The 19342-nt window shown below is 62.2% G+C and carries 25 protein-coding genes and 1 tRNA gene; 15 read left to right on the forward strand and 11 right to left on the reverse strand.

The genetic code is table 11. The features are described 5' to 3' along the window. The first annotated feature begins 1 nt into the window (after position 1). From F7R90_RS09885 to F7R90_RS09945, 13 genes are all read left to right on the forward strand, one after another. Positions 2–520: a 30S ribosomal protein S13 gene (locus tag F7R90_RS09885; RefSeq protein ID WP_158057286.1), complete on the forward strand. Its 519-nt coding sequence runs from the start codon at positions 2–4 to the stop codon at positions 518–520. Beyond that, entirely contained in the window at positions 520–1050 is a 531-nt protein-coding gene (locus F7R90_RS09890; RefSeq protein ID WP_158057287.1) for a 30S ribosomal protein S4, read from the forward strand. Before F7R90_RS09885 ends, F7R90_RS09890 begins: the two co-directional genes overlap by 1 nt. After that, on the forward strand, positions 1047–1439 hold the full coding sequence (locus F7R90_RS09895) for a 30S ribosomal protein S11 (RefSeq protein WP_158057288.1): 393 nt from the start codon (positions 1047–1049) through the stop codon (positions 1437–1439). Before F7R90_RS09890 ends, F7R90_RS09895 begins: the two co-directional genes overlap by 4 nt. A 9-nt stretch (positions 1440–1448) precedes the next feature. After that, positions 1449–2195: a DNA-directed RNA polymerase subunit D gene (locus tag F7R90_RS09900; RefSeq protein ID WP_158057289.1), complete on the forward strand. Its 747-nt coding sequence runs from the start codon at positions 1449–1451 to the stop codon at positions 2193–2195. A 182-nt stretch (positions 2196–2377) separates the two neighbouring features. Further along, a tRNA-Leu gene (locus F7R90_RS09905) sits at positions 2378–2462 on the forward strand. Positions 2463–2495: 33 nt separating this feature from the next. Then, complete coding sequence (locus tag F7R90_RS09910; protein WP_158057290.1) at positions 2496–2849, forward strand: 50S ribosomal protein L18e; 354 nt, start codon at positions 2496–2498, stop codon at positions 2847–2849. Continuing rightward, on the forward strand, positions 2846–3283 hold the full coding sequence (locus tag F7R90_RS09915; protein ID WP_158057291.1) for a 50S ribosomal protein L13: 438 nt from the start codon (positions 2846–2848) through the stop codon (positions 3281–3283). Before F7R90_RS09910 ends, F7R90_RS09915 begins: the two co-directional genes overlap by 4 nt. Further along, positions 3277–3675, forward strand: coding sequence for a 30S ribosomal protein S9 (locus F7R90_RS09920; RefSeq protein ID WP_158057292.1), 399 nt, complete (start codon positions 3277–3279; stop codon positions 3673–3675). The genes F7R90_RS09915 and F7R90_RS09920 overlap by 7 nt, the downstream gene beginning before the upstream one ends. A gap of 41 nt (positions 3676–3716) precedes the next feature. After that, on the forward strand, positions 3717–3917 hold the full coding sequence (locus tag F7R90_RS09925; protein ID WP_158057293.1) for a DNA-directed RNA polymerase subunit N: 201 nt from the start codon (positions 3717–3719) through the stop codon (positions 3915–3917). Further along, complete coding sequence (locus tag F7R90_RS09930; protein ID WP_158057294.1) at positions 3917–4096, forward strand: DNA-directed RNA polymerase subunit K; 180 nt, start codon at positions 3917–3919, stop codon at positions 4094–4096. The genes F7R90_RS09925 and F7R90_RS09930 overlap by 1 nt, the downstream gene beginning before the upstream one ends. Beyond that, on the forward strand, positions 4093–5298 hold the full coding sequence (gene eno, locus F7R90_RS09935; RefSeq protein WP_158057295.1) for a phosphopyruvate hydratase: 1206 nt from the start codon (positions 4093–4095) through the stop codon (positions 5296–5298). The genes F7R90_RS09930 and eno overlap by 4 nt, the downstream gene beginning before the upstream one ends. After that, positions 5295–6077: a 30S ribosomal protein S2 gene (gene rpsB, locus F7R90_RS09940; RefSeq protein ID WP_158057296.1), complete on the forward strand. Its 783-nt coding sequence runs from the start codon at positions 5295–5297 to the stop codon at positions 6075–6077. The genes eno and rpsB overlap by 4 nt, the downstream gene beginning before the upstream one ends. A gap of 185 nt (positions 6078–6262) precedes the next feature. After that, positions 6263–6991, forward strand: a complete 729-nt coding sequence (locus F7R90_RS09945; protein ID WP_158057297.1) for a bacterio-opsin activator domain-containing protein — start codon at positions 6263–6265, stop codon at positions 6989–6991. 7 nt (positions 6992–6998) lie between these two features. On the opposite strand, the gene meaB is transcribed toward F7R90_RS09945, so the two are convergent. Next, complete coding sequence (gene meaB / locus F7R90_RS09950; RefSeq protein ID WP_158057298.1) at positions 6999–8078, reverse strand: methylmalonyl Co-A mutase-associated GTPase MeaB; 1080 nt, start codon at positions 8076–8078, stop codon at positions 6999–7001. After that, a complete protein-coding gene (locus tag F7R90_RS09955) occupies positions 8075–8491 on the reverse strand; it encodes a cobalamin B12-binding domain-containing protein (RefSeq protein WP_158058887.1) in 417 nt (138 codons plus the stop codon). Before F7R90_RS09955 ends, meaB begins: the two co-directional genes overlap by 4 nt. 510 nt (positions 8492–9001) lie before the next feature. On the opposite strand from F7R90_RS09955, the gene F7R90_RS09960 reads away from it, so the two are divergent. Both F7R90_RS09960 and F7R90_RS09965 read left to right on the forward strand, forming a co-directional pair. Next, entirely contained in the window at positions 9002–9319 is a 318-nt protein-coding gene (locus F7R90_RS09960) for a DUF7520 family protein (protein ID WP_192498275.1), read from the forward strand. Positions 9320–9344: 25 nt separating this feature from the next. Then, entirely contained in the window at positions 9345–9752 is a 408-nt protein-coding gene (locus F7R90_RS09965; protein WP_158057299.1) for a universal stress protein, read from the forward strand. A gap of 7 nt (positions 9753–9759) precedes the next feature. On the opposite strand, the gene F7R90_RS09970 is transcribed toward F7R90_RS09965, so the two are convergent. From F7R90_RS09970 to F7R90_RS10010, 9 genes are all read right to left on the reverse strand, one after another. Beyond that, positions 9760–10740, reverse strand: a complete 981-nt coding sequence (locus tag F7R90_RS09970; RefSeq protein ID WP_158057300.1) for a phosphotransferase family protein — start codon at positions 10738–10740, stop codon at positions 9760–9762. An 86-nt stretch (positions 10741–10826) separates the two neighbouring features. Further along, positions 10827–11549, reverse strand: coding sequence for a thioredoxin domain-containing protein (locus F7R90_RS09975; RefSeq protein WP_158057301.1), 723 nt, complete (start codon positions 11547–11549; stop codon positions 10827–10829). Continuing rightward, positions 11515–12270 carry an ABC transporter ATP-binding protein gene (locus F7R90_RS09980; RefSeq protein WP_158057302.1) on the reverse strand — a complete coding sequence of 252 codons (756 nt, stop codon included), beginning with the start codon at positions 12268–12270 and terminating at the stop codon, positions 11515–11517. Before F7R90_RS09980 ends, F7R90_RS09975 begins: the two co-directional genes overlap by 35 nt. Further along, positions 12267–13025: an ABC transporter ATP-binding protein gene (locus F7R90_RS09985; RefSeq protein ID WP_158057303.1), complete on the reverse strand. Its 759-nt coding sequence runs from the start codon at positions 13023–13025 to the stop codon at positions 12267–12269. Before F7R90_RS09985 ends, F7R90_RS09980 begins: the two co-directional genes overlap by 4 nt. After that, positions 13025–14197, reverse strand: coding sequence for a branched-chain amino acid ABC transporter permease (locus F7R90_RS09990; protein ID WP_158057304.1), 1173 nt, complete (start codon positions 14195–14197; stop codon positions 13025–13027). The genes F7R90_RS09985 and F7R90_RS09990 overlap by 1 nt, the downstream gene beginning before the upstream one ends. Continuing rightward, positions 14197–15132: a branched-chain amino acid ABC transporter permease gene (locus F7R90_RS09995; RefSeq protein ID WP_158057305.1), complete on the reverse strand. Its 936-nt coding sequence runs from the start codon at positions 15130–15132 to the stop codon at positions 14197–14199. Before F7R90_RS09995 ends, F7R90_RS09990 begins: the two co-directional genes overlap by 1 nt. 150 nt (positions 15133–15282) lie before the next feature. Then, a complete protein-coding gene (locus tag F7R90_RS10000) occupies positions 15283–16683 on the reverse strand; it encodes a substrate-binding protein (protein WP_158057306.1) in 1401 nt (466 codons plus the stop codon). A 173-nt stretch (positions 16684–16856) separates the two neighbouring features. Further along, positions 16857–18185 carry a substrate-binding protein gene (locus F7R90_RS10005; RefSeq protein WP_158057307.1) on the reverse strand — a complete coding sequence of 443 codons (1329 nt, stop codon included), beginning with the start codon at positions 18183–18185 and terminating at the stop codon, positions 16857–16859. Positions 18186–18390: 205 nt separating this feature from the next. Beyond that, entirely contained in the window at positions 18391–19068 is a 678-nt protein-coding gene (locus F7R90_RS10010) for a haloacid dehalogenase type II (protein WP_158057308.1), read from the reverse strand. Positions 19069–19342: the final 274 nt, after the last annotated feature.

Genomic DNA, 19342 nt, shown 5'->3' on the forward strand with positions numbered 1-19342 from the left:
CATGAGTTCGGAACAACCACAGGAGGACGACGAAGACCTTCGATACTTCGTCCGCATCGGGCAAACTGACCTCGATGGGACGAAGTCGGTCGAACGGTCCCTCTCCGAGATGAACGGGATCGGTCGCCGAGCGGCCCGCATCGTCGCCGAGAAGGCCGGTGTAGACCGCACGGCAACGTTCGGTCGGCTCGAAGACGACGAAATCGACTCGGTTGTCGAGGCCGTCGAAACCTTCGCCGACGAGGTCCCAGAATGGCTTACTAACCACCGCAACGACTACTTCTCCGGCGAGTCCACGCACGAGACCGGCAACGACCTGAACATGTCTCGTCGCCAGGACATCAACCGGATGAAGATGATCGACTCCTACAAGGGAGTCCGTCACAAGCGCGGTCAGAAGGTCCGCGGTCAGCGTACCCGTTCGACGGGTCGTACCGAGGGCACCATCGGCGTCAACGTCGAGGAAATCAAAGAAGAGCAGGCCGCAGAAGCGGCCGCGGAAGAGGAGGATGACGAATAATGGCACTTGGTGAAAACACGAAGGCATACGAGACGCCGAATCACCCGTTCCAGGGCGAGCGTATCTCCGAGGAAGCCAGCCTCCTTGACCGCTACGGTCTGAAGAACAAAGAGGAACTCTGGCGCGCCCAGAGTGAGCTTCGTGACTACCGTCGTGAAGCCCGAAACATCCTCGCACAGCGAGCACAAGGCGACGCCGAGGAAACCGAAGCAGAGGGCGAGGAGTTCGTTTCCCGTCTGAAGCGCATCGGCGTCCTCAACGACGGCGACAGTCTCGACGACGTGCTGCTGCTCGACGTGACCGACGTGCTGGAGCGTCGTCTCCAGACGGTCGCGTACCGCAACGGCATCGGCAACACGCCACAGCAGGCTCGACAGTTCGTCACGCACGGACACGTCACGGTCGATGGTCGCCGCGTGCAGGCACCGTCTGCCAAAATCGACGTCGCCGAGCAGGACACCGTCCAGTTCGCCGAGAACAGTCCACTCGCGGACGAACTACATCCGGAACGCGCGGAGGGTAACGAATGAGCGACAACAACGAAGAAATCTGGGGCATCGCCCACGTTCACGCATCGTTCAACAACACCATCATCACGGTCACCGACCAGACCGGTGCCGAGACCATCGCGAAGTCTAGCGGTGGGACCGTCGTCAAGCAGAACCGCGACGAGTCCTCGCCGTACGCGGCCATGCAGATGGCCGAGACGGTCGCGGAAGAGGTCAAGGCCGCTGGCGTCGAGGGCGTCCACGTTCGCGTGCGAGGTCCCGGCGGCAATCTCCAGCAGAACCCCGGTCCGGGTGCGCAGGCGACGATTCGCGCACTCGCTCGCGCCGGACTCGAAATCGGCCGCATCGAAGACGTGACCCCCATCCCGCACGACGGCACTCGCGCGCCCAAGGGCAAGAGCGGATTCTAACACATCACCATGACCGAACAGTTCGACGTCGAGTTCATCGAACGCGGGGACCGAGAGTCTCGGTTCCTCGTGCAGGGCGTAACCCCGGCGTTCGCCAACGGCATCCGCCGAGCCATCATCGCCGACGTACCGACGCTCTCGGTCGACACCATTCGTGTCGTCGAGAATTCGTCGGTCATGTTCGACGAGCAGATCGGCCTGCGACTCGGCCTGGTGCCGTTGACGACCCCACTCGACGAGTTCGAGGAGGGCGACACGGTGACGCTCAGCCTCGACGTGGAGGGACCGGGAACGGCCTACTCGGGCGACCTCGTCAGTTCCGACGAGATGGTCCAGCCGGCCGACGACAACGTCCCCATCATCGACTTGAAGGACGACCAGCGCATCGAGTTGGAAGCTGACGCCGTTCTCTCGAACGGCAAAGACCACGCCAAACACCAGGGCGGCGTGGCCGTCAGTTACCGACACCTCCAGCAGGTGGAGGTCGTCGGGGACCGCGACGAGTACGACGAGGAGGAGACCGAAATCCTCCGCGGCGTCATCGAGGACGACGGCGAACTCGTCCCCACGGAGGAGTTCGACCACGACCTCACCAACCGCTTCCCCGACAAGGAACTGGAAGTCCACGACGTTTCGAACGCGTTCGTGTTCCACGTCGAAACCGACGGCTCGCTGTCGGTAGACGAACTGGTCACGGAAGCGGTCGATTCGCTCGGTGACCGCGCCTTCGAACTCGAAGAAGCAGTACAGCTATAGAACCATGCAGGGCACTTCGAACCACTTCACGGCGCTCGCCTCCCCCGAAGAGTCGCCAGACTCCGCGGGAATTCGACAGACGGAGGCATGGCAGACCGAAAGTGGTTTCAAGTGCCACCCACAACACACAGTTGCCCAGACGGGGCGAAGTGCCCACGACTGGACGCACGTGTGTTCTACGTGCAGGGATAGCCAAGTTTGGCCAACGGCGCAGCGTTCAGGGCGCTGTCTCGTAGGAGTCCGCAGGTTCAAATCCTGCTCCCTGCACTGCAATTTCAATTCTCATCAGGAGGAAGTACTATGAGCAAGACGAATCCGAGGCTCAACAGTCTCATCGCTGACTTGAAGTCGGAGTCCCGCAGTTCGGACGCCGACGTTTGGAGTACTGTCGCGGACCGCCTCGAAAAGCCTCGCAGCACGTACGCGGAGGTCAACCTCGGTCGCATCGAGCGATACGCAGAGGAAGACGAGACCGTCGTCGTGCCCGGCAAGGTACTCGGGAGCGGAATCCTGCAAAAGAACGTTACCGTCGCCGCAGTCGATTTCTCTTCGACCGCGGAGACGAAGATCGAACAAGCGGACGGCGAAGTCCTCGACCTCGAACAGATTCTCGAAGAGAATCCCGAGGGGTCCAACGTGAGGGTGATTCGATGAGTCTCGCAGAATTCGAAGTAGACGTAGTCGTGGACGCCCGTGACTGTATCCTCGGTCGCGTGGCCAGCAACGTCGCACAGCGCGCGATGGACGGCGAACGTATCGCAGTCGTCAACGCCGAAGATGCCATCATCACCGGCGACGAGGACGACGTGTTCGAGAAGTTCGAGACGCGAGCCAACCTCGGCTCCGACAGCGGACCGTACTATCCGAAACGCCCGGACGGCATCTTCAAGCGATCCATCCGTGGCATGGTCCCCTACAAGGAGACCGACGGCCGCGAGGCGTTCGAGAACGTCCGCGTCTACGTCGGCAACCCGTACGACGAGGACGGCGAAGTCCTCGACGGGACGTCGCTGGACCGACTTTCGAACATCCGCTTCGTCCAACTGGGCGAAGTGAGCGAAAAACTGGGTGCTAACGTCACATGGTAACGAACACCAGCGGTAAGAAGAAGACGGCCATCGCCCGCGCGACCGTGTCCGAGGGCGAGGGTCGCGTACGAATCAACTCCCAACCAGTCGAACTCGTCGAACCGGAAGTCTCACGTCTGAAGATGCTTGAACCGTTCCGCATCGCTGGCGACGACCGCCGCGACGCGGTGGACGTGGACGTTTCGGTCGAAGGTGGCGGCATCAGCGGACAGGCAGACGCCGTCCGAACCGCCATCGCACGAGGACTCGTCCAGCACACGAACGACGCCGAACTCCGTGACTCGTTCATCGAGTTCGACCGTTCGCTGCTGGTCAACGACTCGCGGCGTTCCGAACCCAAGAAGTGGGGCGGCCCCGGTGCTCGCGCCCGCTACCAGAAGTCTTACCGGTGATTCACATGGCAGGAAACCCGCTTTCGGAGGTGCGCTGAACCATGATGGTACCCGTCCGCTGTTTCACGTGCGGTAACGTCGTCGGGGAGTACTGGGAAGAGTTCAAGGCACGTGCCGAGACGAAGGAGGGCGACGAGGACCCGGAGAAGGTCCTCGACGAACTCGGCGTCGAACGGCAGTGCTGTCGCCGGATGCTCGTCTCGCACAAAGACCTCGTCGACATCGTCTCCCCATACCAGTAATGGCTCAGAAACGCTACTCACGGTACGAGAAGGCACGCATTCTGGGGGCACGCGCGCTCCAGATTTCGTACGGAGCGCCCGTGCTGGTCGAGACCGACCAGTCCGAACCCATCCTCATCGCGGCCGAGGAGTACGACGCAGAAGTGCTCCCGTTCACGGTGCGTCGAGGTGAGCAATGACGCTGGTCGAAGCCGTTCGACTCCGGCAGGTACTCGACTCGCGCGGTAACCGGACCGTCGAGGCCGACGTACTCACCGAGAGCGGCGGCTTCGGTCGTGCGGCCGCACCGAGCGGTGCTTCGACCGGCGAGTACGAAGCCATCGAACTCGACCCCGACGAGGCAATCGCTAGCGCTCGCGAACACGCAGTCCCCCGACTTGAGGGGCAGGTGTTCGTCGGCGACCAGCGAGACGTGGACCGCGCGCTTCGCGCGGCCGACGGTACGGACGACTTCTCGGAAATCGGCGCAAACAGCGCCGTCGCCATCAGCATGGCCGCATCGAAGGCCGCTGCGGACGTTCTGGGCGCACCCCTCTATCAGCACCTCGGCGGTGCGTTCCGAGGGGACTCGTTCCCGACGCCGCTGGGCAACGTCATCGGTGGCGGCGAACACGCCGCCGACGCCACGGCGATTCAGGAGTTCCTCGCCGCGCCTATCGGCGCGCCGAGCGTCCAAGAAGCGGTCTTTGCCAACGCCGCGGTCCACCAGAAGGTCCACAACCTGCTGGACGAGCGCGGAGTCGCCGCAGGCAAAGGCGACGAGGGCGCGTGGGCACCATCCATCGACGACGCGGAAGCGTTCGAACTGATGGAGGAAGCCACCGACGCCGTCTCCGACGAGTTCGGCTTCGAGATTCGGTTCGGCCTCGACATGGCCGGTGCCGAGTTGTTCGAGGACGGCGAGTACGTCTATCAGGACACGACCCGCGACACCGACGAGCAAGTCGAGTACGTCGCGGACCTCGTGGACGAGTACGACCTCGTCTACGTCGAGGACCCGCTGGACGAAGACGACTACGCTGGCTTCGCCGACCTCACGGAGAAGGTCGGCGAGAAGACCTTGATTTGCGGTGACGACCTGTTCGTCACCAACGTCGAGCGACTCCAGACGGGCATCGACGACGGTGCCGCAAACAGCATCCTCGTCAAACCCAACCAGATAGGCACGCTCTCAGACGCCTTCGACGCCGTCGAACTGGCCGTCGAGAACGGCTACGAGCCGGTTATCTCCCACCGCAGTGGAGAGACCGAGGACACGACCATCGCACACCTCGCCGTCGCCACCGACGCGCCCTACATCAAGACGGGCGCGGTCGGCGGTGAGCGAACCGCCAAACTAAACGAGCTCATCCGAATCGAGCAGAACGTATCCCGACTATGAGCGACAACGAAAGCGAACAGGTAGAAGAGGAAGGCCTCGACGCCGCCGAATCGGAGATCGACCCCGAGCCGGACGCAGGCGAGGCTGGCGCGGAACCGTCGGTCGATCCCGACGAGGACGTGGCAGACGAGGCTGACGACACAGCAACCGAAGACGAGGGACCGAACCTCGACGAAGACGTGATGGAGAACCAGGAGGAGGCCGACCTCCTCATTCCCGTCGAGGACTACCTCGGCGCTGGTGTCCACATCGGTACCCAGCAGAAGACCCAGGACATGGAGCGGTTCATCCACCGCGTCCGCACCGACGGTCTGTACGTCCTCGACGTTTCGAAGACCGACGAGCGAATCCGCACCGCCGCGGACTTCCTCGCCAACTACAGTCCCGAGCAGATTCTGGTCACGTCTTCGCGCCAGTACGGTCGGTTCCCGGCCGAGAAGTTCGCCGACGCCGTGGGCGCACGCGCCCGCACCGGCCGCTTCATCCCTGGCACGCTGACCAACCCCAAGTACGAAGGCTACATCGAGCCGGACGTGCTGGTCGTCACCGACCCCATCGGTGACGCACAGGCAGTGAAGGAAGCCATCACGGTGGGCATCCCGGTCATCGCGATGTGTGACTCCAACAACTCCACGAGCAACGTGGACCTCGTCGTCCCGACGAACAACAAGGGTCGAAAAGCGCTGTCGGTCGTCTACTGGCTGCTGGCCAACGAGACGCTCGACCGCCGCGGTGCGGAACCGGCCTACTCGCTCGACGACTTCGAGAGCGGGCTGTAATCGGATTTTCGAGTTTCGAATCGTTTTGCGGTGTGTTTTCTTCGGCATCTCGGCTCAGCAGCGACAAGTGACGCTCCCGATAGGTGCCGGGCCTCACGACGCCGCGACTGGACCCACCCGATTTACCCGTGAAATTTACATTGTAAAGGAGTACCATCAAGGACCTTGAGTCTCAAGAAATTGCCGTGGCTGTACGGAAACGCGTTTCCACGACCGAGGCGTTCGTCGAGGTCGAGTTCGCGCTTTCGAACCCGGAGTATCCGTTCGTGGGGGCGTCTGCGCTCGAAGCGTGTCGGATGTCGCTCGAAGAGATTATCCCGCGCGGCGAAGACGGTTACGCAGAGTTCTTCAACGTCGAGGACGCCAACCCCGAGAGCATCCTCGAAGCGGCGGACGAACACGGAAGCGTCGATGCCGAACTCCTCCACGAAGGCGACGAGAGGCTGACCTTCGAGTTCGTGGTCGGCGACAACTGTCCCGCCGTGTTTTTGGGAGAGCAGGGGGCGCTCTGTCGAACTATCGAGAGCGAGAACGGCGAAGGCCGCATCGTCGCCGAGATTCCTCCGCATACGGACGCCGACGCGATCGTCGAGCAGTTCCTCGACGAACACCCGGAAGCCGAACTCGTCTCGAAGACCGAACAGCAGTATCGGACGCAACTGTTCAGTCACCGAGACCACGAGGAAGTCGTCAGTGACGAACTGAACGACGCCGAACAGGACGTACTCGACGCGGCGGACTCCTCAGGCTACTACGAGTGGCCACAAGAGGCGACGGAAGCAGAAGTCGCCGAACAGGTAGAGTTGTCACCGACGGAGACGCGCGAGCACATCGAGTCCGCCGAGCAAAAGTTAGTCTCGGAGACGCCAGAACGACTGGACGGAAGCGACGAAGAGACGCTCGAACTGGTGTAATCCGCGGTTACTGTTCTTCCAGACAGTCCCGAAGCGGTTTCAGCACATCGTCTGCGACAGAGTAGGGGTCAGTTTCCCGCTCCAATACGCGGTCGGCCATCTTCTCGATGCCGCCCTGCGCTTCGATTTCGTCTTCCATCAGTGCGCTCACGTCGTTGCGCAGGAGCGTCCGAATCTCCTCGGCATAGCGCGTCTGGGCGCGAGTCTCCAACAGTCCAGACTCCTCCAGATATTCGTAGTGGTCTGCGAGCACTCCGAGGAATTCTTCGACGCCTTCGCCCTCCTTCGCAATCGTCTCCACGACCTGCGGTTCCCAGTCGTATTCGTCTTCGCCGTCCTCGCCGTCGCCCTCGTCACCGGCTCCACCTTTCATCCGGTCACTGCCACCTGCGTTGCCGTGATGACCTGAACTCGCCATCCCGCTTCCTGCGGTCCCGCGCATGTGAATCATCTCGCGGAGTTCTTGGACGGTCTGGTCTGCGCCGTCCAGGTCGGCTTTGTTCACCGCGAACACGTCGCCGATTTCGAGGATGCCCGCCTTGAGCATCTGGACGTTGTCACCGCTCCCCGGCGGAACCAGCACTGCGACCGTGTCGGCGGTCTTCACGATGTCTATCTCGTTCTGGCCAGCGCCCACGGTCTCGATGATGATTTTGTCCTTGCCGAAGGCGTCGAGGGCTTTCACCGCGTCGGTCGTCGCCGTCGAGAGACCGCCGAGGTGGCCACGCGCGCTCATCGACCGGAAGAACACGTCCATGTCGCCAACGTTGCTCGCCATGCGGATGCGGTCGCCCAGCACTGCACCACCGGTAAACGGCGAGGAGGGGTCTACCGCGATGACACCCACCGTCTCGCCGCGCTCGCGGTAGCGATTCGCCATCTTGTCCACCAAGGTCGATTTTCCGGCACCGGGACTGCCAGTGATGCCGATGACCTCTGCGTCGCCCGTGTGCTGGTGGAGTTGCGAGACCAGTTCTCGATAGCCCGGCGCGCGGTTCTCGATTTTAGTGATGACCCGCGCCAGTGCGCGGTGCTTGCCCGCCAGTAACTCTTCGACCAAGTCAGCGTGTGCGCCGTCGGCGTTCATCGCTCGGGAGCGTTCTCGCGGACGAACTCGATGGTCTCTTCCATCGGCGTGCCGGGCCCGAACACCTCGGCGACGCCCATCTCCTTGAGTTCCTCCTTGTCGTCGTCGGGGACGACGCCGCCGACGAGGACGAGCGTGTCCTCGAACGCGTCGTACTCTTTGAGACCGTCGATGATCTTCGGAACCAGCGTATTGTGGGCACCGGAGAGGATAGAGATGCCGAGCACGTTCACGTCCTCTTGGACGGCGGCTTGGACGATTTCGTCCGGCGCGTTGTGAAGCCCAGAGTAGACGACTTCGAACCCTGCGTCGCGGAACGCCCGTGCGATGACGTGGGCACCTCGGTCGTGGCCGTCGAGTCCGACCTTGGCGACGAGACAGCGAATCGACTGCTGCTGTGAATCTGCGCTCATGTCTCCCACTTTGATGGGTTCGGATTTCACTCTAACGGAAATCATGCTGAAAGTTAATTTGGGTTCGGGCAAATGAGTTTGGATACGTTCGTCTAGACAGGAACGCAGTTGCTCACCATTCATCATCTTGGACCGGCGCGCGCGAGGGACGAGACTTGCGAGACGCTTCGCGTCTCGCTGATCTGCGGATTGCATCCGCAGAGACCAAAGCTCGAAAGACGCGACGTGTCGCGTCTTTCGAAATCGAGGACCGCAGTCGGGTGGGGAGGCGTGTGGTAGTCACGCGAACGAAGTGAGGGTGACCGACCCCTTTCAGTCCCGCTCGTAATAGTTGTCCGGCCATCAATAGCTCCGGTTGTCCAGCCAGCGATTCACCCCTCACCCCGCGACTCTACCGCGCAATCACGTCACTGCCAGAATGATACCCATAGAGAACATCAGAAGCGCAAGTCCGCCCAAGATGAGCGCGAGGAGGTCTTTCTCGGTCATAGTGGACCTAGGAATAGCCGGATGAAAAGGCTAATCCTTGGCGTCTCCCAACCACCGACTGTGACGGAAACGCTTCGCGGGCGGTCGCTCGTCGTCGGCCTCTACGCGCTCATCGTCGCGTTCGCGGGGACGGCTGGCGCACTGTTCGGCGCGTTCGGTCCCGAGGACATGACGACCGTGAAACTGCTCGGCGTCGTCGAGCTTCAGCCGACCGCACTCAACTTGGCCGTCTACGGGATGGTGACCATCGGTCTCGGACTCGGCGTCCTACTCGGACTCGTCGTCTACGTCTCTCGAAACCTCGATTCCGAGGAAGTGGGAAACAGGGAGAACAGCTAAGGCGGATTCTATCCATCGTACTGGCATGTACCACGTCGTCGTGGCCGTAGACGAGGATACAGAGCGCGCTCGAAGACAAGCACAAGCCATCGAGAACCTGCCACACGCCGCAGAGGACGTGGCGGTGACGTTGGTTCACGTGTTCACCGACAACCCCGACGGAGCCTCTGCGACCCAAATCGGCGCGGTCAGACGCGCACAGGAGCGACTGGAGGAGGCCGGAATCGAGACGAAACTCGAAGAGCAGAGCGGCGAACCGGCCGCGTCCATCCTCCAACTCGCAGAATCGACCGACGCCGACTGCATCTGCGTGGGTGGCCGTCGCCGCTCGCCCGCCGGAAAGGCCATCTTCGGGAGCGTCTCCCAGTCGGTCATCCTGCAGGCAGACCGCCCGGTACTCGTGACCGGCGGCTTAGAGGGCGTCGGCGAGTAGACCCGAACTACGATATTTTGTCGAGTCGTCGTCGCATCTCCGTTCGAAGCCACGCCTTCAGCTCCGCGGTTGAGGCGTCGGCGTACTCCTTCCAGTTGTCGAGATACGTGGACTTGCTGAGGAACACGACGGCGTCGTAGACGGGTAGCCGGTCGTCGTAGCCGTCCGGAAGTCCACCAGCGCGCTCACGGTAGCCGTCGCGGAAGGCGTCGGCAACATCTTCGTACGTCTCCGCATCCAGCGGTTCGGCCAAGTAGCTCCGCGTGCGCCGGAGTTCCCGAACTGGGTCGCCGACGTGCGCTATCTCCCAGTCGAGGAAGCCGACGCGCGGGTCTGCGCGGCCGGCGTCCTTGCTAACGGTCTCCTGAAAACAGTTCGGGCGTGCCGGGTCGCCGTGGAGCAACGTGGCTGGTGCTTCGTCCAGCAGTTCGCGGTTAGCTTCGACCGCTTCTCTGACCTCGTCGAAGTGGTGTTCGAAGTGGTTCGCGGGCGCGAGTTCTCGCTTGTCTTCGAGTTTGTCGAGGAGAATCTCTGTCCACGTGCCAGTGTCGAGTTCGAGGCCCTTCTCGTCGCCACCGAACACGTGTCCGTGCTGTTCGAAGCGAAGCGAGTGCAGTTCCGCGAGTGCGCGCCCGACCTGCCGAGCGACGGCGGGCGTGGCGGTCCAGCCAGAGCCGACTTCCAGCAAGTTCTTTCCATCGACGGGTGCGGTGGCGAGGTAGGGAATCGCCCCTTCGACTTCGCTCGCCAGAATCGTCGGTACCGGCACGTCGGAGTTTTCGCCGACGTACGAAATCGTGGCCGTCTCGCGGGCGACTCGGGAGCCGTCGCCGTCGGTCGCTATCTTCAGATAGATGCTCGTCTCGTCCTCGAAATCGACTCTTACCGTCCGATTTTTCTCGTTCCACGAGGGACCGGTCTCCCCGACCTCTTCTACTTCGCGTTCGGGGAACGCGGCTTCGAGGACCGACGCGATTCGGTCGTCCATACGTAGACGTGACCGCTGTCCGGCAAGGGGTTTGCGGTGCTGTGAGAATCGTTCGCAAGAAAAGTAGTGGTAAATGGGGTCCGGACTTACGAATACACCGCACGCAGTGCCGACCGAATCTCCTCACGGTCGCTCCCCGTCACGGTCCGAATCGCCTCGCCGTCTTCGAACAGTACGAAGCCGGGCGCGGCGTCCACCGTGAACTCCTCGCAGAACTCGACGGCGACTTCGCCGTCGATGCCTGCGACCGCCACCGACTCTGGAGCGCCATCGAGCAACGCGTCCAAGTCGTCTTTGATTCGCTCGCAGGGGTCACAGAAGCGTTTCCACACTGTGACGACTGCGCGGTCGTTCACCGTGACGAACCAGTCGGGGTCGTCGCTGACGTCCGGTAAGTCTGCCGGAACCGGCGTCTTCGGCACGATTTCGCCGACCATCCCGGCCGCGACGGCGAGTTCGTTCGCGGTCAAGTCGTCGCAGTGCGAGCGGACCGACAGCGCGACGGCGAGGTCGGTCCGAGTGAGTCCCCGTTCGACTATCGCGTCCGCGGCGGTCTCTGAGTCCGGCAGTCCGAACGTCGCCGCGACCGACTCGTGGAACTCCTCGTCGGGAACGCCGACGTACGAGTCGTGGTACACCGCGTGGGTGTCGTCGAACTCGTCGGTGGTTCTGACGCCCGCCTCGCCCTCGACCAGCACGTCGGCGGCGAGGAGTTCGTCGAACAGTTCGGACGCCACGTCCTCGGTCGGGTCGGACGCCGCAGTCTCGTTCGGTTCAGACGCCGAGGTATCGTTCTCTGGTTTCGCCATCGTTTCGGAGTGTTTCTGCGCTTCCTTCGAAGACGATGCTCCCTTGGTCTACGACGTAACAGCGGTCGGCCAAATCCATCGCGGCGACGGCGTTCTGCTCGACCAGCAGAATTGTCGTGCCCGTCTCGCTGATTCGGCGAATCGCGTCCTCCACGTCGGCGATGATTTGGGGTGCCAGTCCCTCGTAGGGTTCGTCCAGCAACAGCAGGTCGGTGTTCTGCTTGAGCGCGCGGGCGATGGCGAGCATCTGCTGTTCGCCACCGGACAGCGTGCCTGCCTTCTGGGTCCGGCGCTCGCGGAGTCGTTGGAACTCCTCGTACACCTGCTCGGTGGTCATCCCGGTGTGTTCGGCGCGAACCTGCTCCAGTTGCCGACCGATGGTGTTCGAGCGGTTGCCCGACACCTCGGCCAGATGGAGGTTCTCCTCGACGGTGAGGTTCGGGAAGACCCGCCGTTCCTCCGGAACGAGCGAGATGCCCCGCGCCGAGATGTCTTCGGGAGCCATCTCGGTGATGTCCTCGCCTTTGAACGAAATCGTGCCGTCGTGGACGTTCGGCGGTCGCGCGCCCGAAATCGAGCGCAGCGTCGTCGTCTTCCCCGCGCCGTTGCGGCCGAGGAGCGAACAGACTTCGCCCTCCTCGACGCTCATCGACACGTCACGCAGGATGTGACTCTCGCCGTAGTAGCCGTCCACGGCGTCCAGTTCGAGCAAGGAACTCACGCTTCCGACCCTCCGAGGTACGCCTCTTGGACGTCGGGGTCGCCCTGCACTTCCTCGGGGGTCCCCTTGGCGATGACGCGGCCACGATTCAGTACGACGATGCGGTCGGACACGTCGAAGACGATTTCCATGTCGTGTTCGACCAAGAGGATGGTCAGTCCGAGTTCTTCTTGGACCTCCTTGATGAGTTCGACCGTCGAGGCCGTCTCTTCGGGTGACATGCCTGCGGTCGGTTCGTCCATCAACAGCAGGTCGGGTTCGCTGGCGAGCGCGATGCCGATTTCCAGTCGTCGCTTGTCTCCGTACGGCAGGTCTTCGGCGGTCACGTCCCGTTGGCCGAGCAGACCCACCGCGTCGAGCATTCGACTCGCGAGTTCGTCCACCTCGCCGTAGTTGTTCCGGTGACGTAGGAAGTTGAAGCGGAACGCCCCGTGCTCGGCACCGAGCGCCGCGATTTGGGCGTTCTCCTCCACGGTGAGCTCCGGGAAGATAGAGGCGGTCTGGAACGACCGACTGACGCCCTTCTGGACGACTTCGTGCGGTTCGTGGTGGACTATCGACTCGCCCTTGAACGAGATGTCCCCGTCCGTCGGGTCGAGCATCCGCGTGATGAGGTTGATGAGCGTCGATTTGCCAGCGCCGTTCGGACCGATGACGCTGATGCTCTCGCCCTCTTCGACGTCCACGGTGACGCCATCGACGGCGGTGAGACCGCCGAAGGACTTCGTAAGATCTCGGGTTTCGAGCAGTGCCATCAGCGGTCACCTCCCGTGCTTCGCACCCGCGCAACGATGTCTTCGAGTAGCCCCCAGATGCCGCGTGGGAACAGCACGATGACGGCGACGAAGACGAGTCCGAGGATGAGGTGCCAGTACGCACCGAACCCTTCGATGAGGACGACGGGTTCCGAGGTCAGCTGAATCCACTCGTTCGGCCCCGTGAACGGGAGCGTGAGCTTCTGGACCCCGCTGATGATGTTCTCGACGTACAGGTAGAGTCCAGCACCGAGGAGCGGGCCGAACAGCGACCCGACGCCGCCCAGCACCGCCATGATGACGACTTCCCCACTGGCGGTCCAGTAGAGCGACTGCAGGGGCACGTACGCGCCGTGAATCGTGAACAGACTCCCGGCGATGCCCGCGAACGCGCCAGAGATGATGAACGCCATCAGCTTGTAGCGCCAGACGTTCAGACCGACGAACTCCGCGCGCTGTTCGTTCTCCCGAATCGCCCGGAACACCATGCCGTACGGCGAGAGCAGGATTCGGTAGGCTGCGGCGACACAGAGGATGGTCATCACGCCGACCAGCACGTACTTCCACGTCCCAAGCAGGCCGTCGAGGACCGGCACGGGGTACCGCAGGTCGAACGTGCCGAGCAGTGGACCGATTTCGACGGCAGTGAATCCGTTCTCCCCGTTCGTAATCTCGGAGAGCGGCGACAACGCGAGGTAGTACGCCATCTGGCCGAACGCCAGCGTGAGGATGGCGAAGTAGATGCCACCCCGGCGCAGCGAGATGAAGCCGAGAATCCACGCCAACAGTGCGGCGAACACCGTCCCCGCGAGGATGATGAGCAGCGGACTCGACGACACCTGCGAACTGAACACGCCCGCGGCGTAGGCCGCACCGCCCCAGAAGGCGGCATGACCGAACGATAGTAGGCCGGTGTAGCCCAGCAGGAGGTTGAACCCCATGGCGAAGATGCCCCAGATGAGCATCAGCGTCGCGAGGTCCCGATAACCGTTCAGGACGCCACTGATGACCGGAGCGTCCGCGAACACCCACGGGAAGATGGCGACGACCAGCGTCGTCACGCCGATGACGAACAACTCGCTCTCCTTGATTCGCTCCCACGAGGGGAACTCGCGTTCGGTTCGTTCGACGACCGCGCCACTCTCCTCTGCGTGTTCCGTTCCTTCGTCCATTACGGCACCACCTCCTCGTCGCCGAGCAGGCCCTGCGGTCGCGTGAGCAAGACGATTGCCGCCAGCACGTAGATGCCGACTTGCGACCACTGGGGCGCGACGGCGACCAGAATCGCCAGCACCTCACCGATGAGGATGCCGCCGAGTACCGCGCCGGTAATCGACCCGACGCCGCCGATGACGACGACGAGGAACGCCGGGACGAGTATCTCGGTGCCGATGTTGGGGTTGACCGCGTACAGCGGCCCGCCGACGACGCCCGCGACGCCCGCCAGCGCGGCACCGACGCCGAACACCATGAGGTACGGCCGCGTTATCTTGATGCCGAGCAACTGGACCATCTCGGCGTCACGAGTCCCCGCGCGGACGACGAGTCCGAAGTCGGTGTACTCGATGAGCAAGTAGACGCCGATGACGAGCGCCGTCGTGATGCCGAGGACGTACAGTCGCCACTGCGGGAAACTCCCGATAATCGGGACGGCGACCGGTCCGCTCGCCCACGCGGGGCGCGCGAAGTTGTAGCTCTGGCCGCCGAACAGTATCTTGAACGCCTCTTGAATCACGATTGCTAACCCGAAGGTCAGCAGAATCTGGTCGGTGTCCGGCCTATCGTAGAACGGTCGTGCGACGAACCGCTCCATCACGATGCCGACCCCGAACACGAGTATCGGGACCAGAATCAGCGCGGGGAGGAATCCCCACCCGAGACCGAGTTCGGTGTACCCCCAGTCCATCAGTTTGCCGCCGGTCAGTTGGACGTTCAGCGTGATGAGCATCCCAGCGTACGTCCCGATGAGGTACAGCGCGCCGTGCGCGAAGTTGACGAACTTCAGCGTCCCGAGGATGATGGACAGTCCAATTGCCACCAGCACGTAAATCGCGCCCTGCTGAAGTCCGTTCACGAGGACTCGCGTTACTTCTGCAACGAGGCTCATCGGCGTTCCCCTCGCTGCCCAATTTGCTCTTCGTCGATGCGTATTCGTCTGTTATCTTCAACCATATGTGAGAGACCCTCTATCGAATCTACCATGTGTTAGCAACCCTCTATCAGACATAAATATTGGTGATAAACTACGGCGCGTCTATCACTCGTAGGAACCGAGTTTACACTCGGCGGCTGGTCCTTCGCTGCACCCGTAGCCGAGGTCGTCTCGCGAGGTGAGGTTCACGATTTCGTAGAACGTTCCGGAGTCCTGTTCGGACTCGGGGAGTCCCTTCACGACGGGGACCGCGCGCTGTGCTTGGTGGTCGCACTTGCGCATCGTCTCCTCGCCCATCCCGAGACTGCTGTAACTGTAGTCTTCGAGTTGCTTGATGACTTCCGGCGGGTAGAACGTCCCTGCACGCTCCGCCGCGGCCGCGTACTGGAGCGTCTGGGCGTACGCCAACTGTGCCGGACCGGACGGCGTCCGACCGTTGTACTCGCTGCCGAACGTGGAACTGAACTTGTTCGAGGGGCCGTTGTCGATTTGGGCGTCCCACGCGACGGTGCCGTAGATGCCCTCGATGGCTCCGCCTGCCGCTTGGGCCATCGGCCGGTTGTACAGCGGCATCACGATTTCCATGTCTTGGTCCATCCCAGCGTCGATGGCACCCTTCAGGGAGTTCGCGCCGTCGAGACCGTAGTGGTTCAGGAACAGCGCGTCTGCGCCGGAGTTCGCCGCTTCCGACAGATACGACTGGTAGTCCTTCGTGCCGAGCGGCGTGGCGACGCTGTCCACCTGCGACCAGCCAGCCTCTTCGAAGAACTTCTTCATCGACGCCTGTTGGGTCTTGCCCCAGCTGTAGTCGGCGTACAGCTGGTAGAAGTCGAGGTCGTCGCCGTACTCTTCTGTGACGACCGGTGCGAGCGCTTGGCCGGTCATGTAGGCGTTGAACATCTCCCGGAAGGAGTACCGCACGCAGTTCTTGCCCGTCGTGTCGTTCGAGTGCGTGAGACAGCACATGAACGTCACTTTCTCGCGCTGACAGAGTTCCTGCACCGCAATCGCCACCGCCGAGGACGACCCGCCGGAGACCATCAATGCGTTGTCCCGTTGAATCATCCGCCGAGCAGACTTCTGTGCTTGGTCGGCGTCCGTCGCCGTGTCGCCGGTTACGTAATCGACCTGCTTGCCGAGGACGCCGTCGCCGGAGAGGTCGTCCCAGTCGTCTACCCAGCCGCCGCCGTTGTTGAGATGCTTGACAGCCATCTCGTAGCCGCGGAGTTCGTCTTTCCCTTCCGAAGCGTACGGGCCAGATTGGGGGACGTTGAATCCCAAGATGACCTTGCTTCCTTGTACCGGGAAGTTACCAAGTGGGGGATAGTCTTCGGACTGCTGGTCGTTGGAACCGTCGTTGGTTCCATCCGACATTTCGGTGTCTGTCTGTTCGTTATCGTCACCACTACTGTCGCCGCCGAGACAACCGGCGAGACCTGCGAGTCCCGTCGCGCCTGCGACCTTGACAACGTCACGTCTCGTCGGGCCACCATCGCCATGTGACATGGTGACTAGCTGCAACCAATGGATAATAATAGTTATTGATGTATTACTGACAGAACTTCCACAAAATCACTATAAGGCCATTGGATGTCCTTTAACACCTACTAGTCACTTATACGAAATTCGACAAAATATCCGGCGTGGCCGAACGGCTCCGTAGTTCGACTGCGACGGTGCTACTCGTACGGTCCGAGTTCGCACTCCGCCGCCGGTCCCTCTCCGCAGGGGTACCCCAACTGGTCGCGCGGCGTGAGGTTGACTATCTCGAAGAACGACCCCTGTTGCTGTTCGCCCTCGGGCAGTCCTTGCACCACCGGTACCGCGCGCTGCGCTTGGTGGTCGCACTGGCGCATCGTCTCTTCGCCCATTCCGAGGTTGTTGTAACTGTAGCCTTCCAGTTGCCTGATGACCTCCGGCGGGTAGAACGTCCCCGCGCGTTCGACTGCCGCCGCGTACTGGAGCGTCTGAGCGTACGCCAACTGCGCCGGGCCAGACGGCACGCGCTCGTACCTGTCTTGGAACGCCTGCGTGAACTGGTTCGACGGCGGGTTGTCGATTTGGGCGTCCCACGCGGCGGTGCCGTACACGCCCTCGATGGCTCCGCCCGCGGCTTGGGCCATCGGCCGGTTGTACAGCGGGACGACGATTTCCATGTCTTGGTCGAGCCCCATGTCCTTCGCTTGAGTCAGCGAGTTCGCGCCGTCCAGTCCGTAGTGGTTCAGGAACAGCACGTCCGTCTGGTCTCGCGGTACCTGCGAGAGGTACGACGAGTAATCTTTGGTGCCCAGCGGCGTCGCCACGCTCTGCATCTGTGACCACCCTGCTTCCGTGAAGAACTGCTGCATCGACGCCTGTTGGGTCTGGCCCCAACTGTAGTCGGCGTACAGCTGGTAGAAGTTCTGGTTCTGACCGTACTCTTCTGTGACGACCGGTGCGAGCGCCTGTGCGGACATCCAAGCGTTGAACATCTCCCGGAAGGAGTACCGCACGCAGTTCTTGCCTGTCGTGTCGTTCGAGTGGGTCAGACAGCACATGAACGCCACTTTCTCGCGCTGACAGAGTTCCTGTACCGCGATAGCGACTGCACTCGACGACCCGCCAGTAATCATGATGGCTTGGTCGCGCTGAATCATCCGCCGCGCGGACTGGCGCGCTTGGTCGGCGTCGGTCGCCGTGTCACCTGTGACGAAGCCAATTTGCTTGTCGAGGACCCCGTCGCCCGAGAGGTCCTCCCAGTTGTTTACCCAGCCACCGCCGTTGTTCAGGTGTTCGACCGCCATCCGGTACGCTCGGAGTTCGTCTTGGCCCTCCGATGAGTACGGTCCCGACTGCGGGACGTTGAAGCCGAAGATGGCCTCGTCCCCCTGAATCGGAAAGTTCCCCAGCGGCGGATACTCCTGTGCGCTCACACTCCCCGTTACCCCGGCAACCCCCGCGAGACCGGTCGCTCCGGCCATCTTCACGACATCTCTGCGCGACACGTCCGTTTTTTCTCCCCGTGCCATGCTACCACGGGACGACAACGAACTTAATAATTATACGGGAAGATTACGCCCCCGGATGTGTAAAATATCGTGCGAGAGGAGCCATACCGAAGCGACGGCGCGAAATCGCCACGGCGTTCGCCCGCGCAGAACGAATGTTAGAAAACGCCCACTTTTCGCGCCGATAGCTGTTGTTTGCCCGAGGAATCCGTAGAGAGACGACCCACTACGACAACTCGTCGGCGAGTTCCGCGAGCGTCGAGACAGTCTGGTCGGGCGCGCCGCCGACCGTCTCCATCGGTTCGCGTGCGCGGTTCACCCACGCGGTGGCCATGCCTGCCCGACTCGCGCCCGCCACGTCCCACGCGTTCGAGGAGACCAGTTTGCACGACGAGAGGTCTCGGTCAACCTGCTCGGCGGCGTTCTCGTACACCGCCGGATTCGGTTTGAACGTCTGCACCTCGTCGGCGCTGACGATGCCGTCGAGGTGCGACGCGAGGCCAGCGTTTTCCGCGAGCGTTTCGAGCATCTCGGGGTTGCCGTTCGAGAGGACGACGACGGTGTGGTCCTCGCCGAGTCGTTCGAGAGCCTCGACAGTATCGTCGAACGGGTCGAGGTGGGCGTACGCCGCGACGACGCGATTGCGTGAGGCCTCGCTCGGGTCGAGGTCGTAGAACGACAGCGCGTACTCGAACGCCCGCTCGGTAACTTCACTGAACGGAATGTAGGCGTCCATCAACGCGGTCTGATAGGAGTACTGGAGTTGCTTCTGTCGCCAGAGGTCGGTGACGTCTCCTGCGAACGACTCTGTGAGGTCGAGTTCCTCGCCGAGAGTCGCTCCGACGCTACTCGTGTCACAGAGCGTTCCGTACATGTCGAAACAGAGTGCTTTTCGCTCGGGCATTGGTACTGTGTTGCATGGAATGGTTATTGAGTGTTGGTCTCTCGGCGACTCACGCGGAGATGGGACTATTCCAGGACTTCTGAGAACAGAGGGCTCGCGCTGGTGTGACCTCGTGACGGTGCGGTCTCTCCTCGGTTTCGGGAGTAGCTAGCTTCTGCGTTCGTCGTTGTTATACAGCAGTGACTTACACCACAACTTCCTCGTAGAAAGTCCCACCCTGTGGTTTGGTTCATCGACTGCTTCTGGGTGGATGCTCCACCGGCCGTTTTCAGAC

It is taken from the genome of Halorussus halophilus, assembly GCF_008831545.1.
GTDB lineage: Archaea > Halobacteriota > Halobacteria > Halobacteriales > Haladaptataceae > Halorussus > Halorussus halophilus.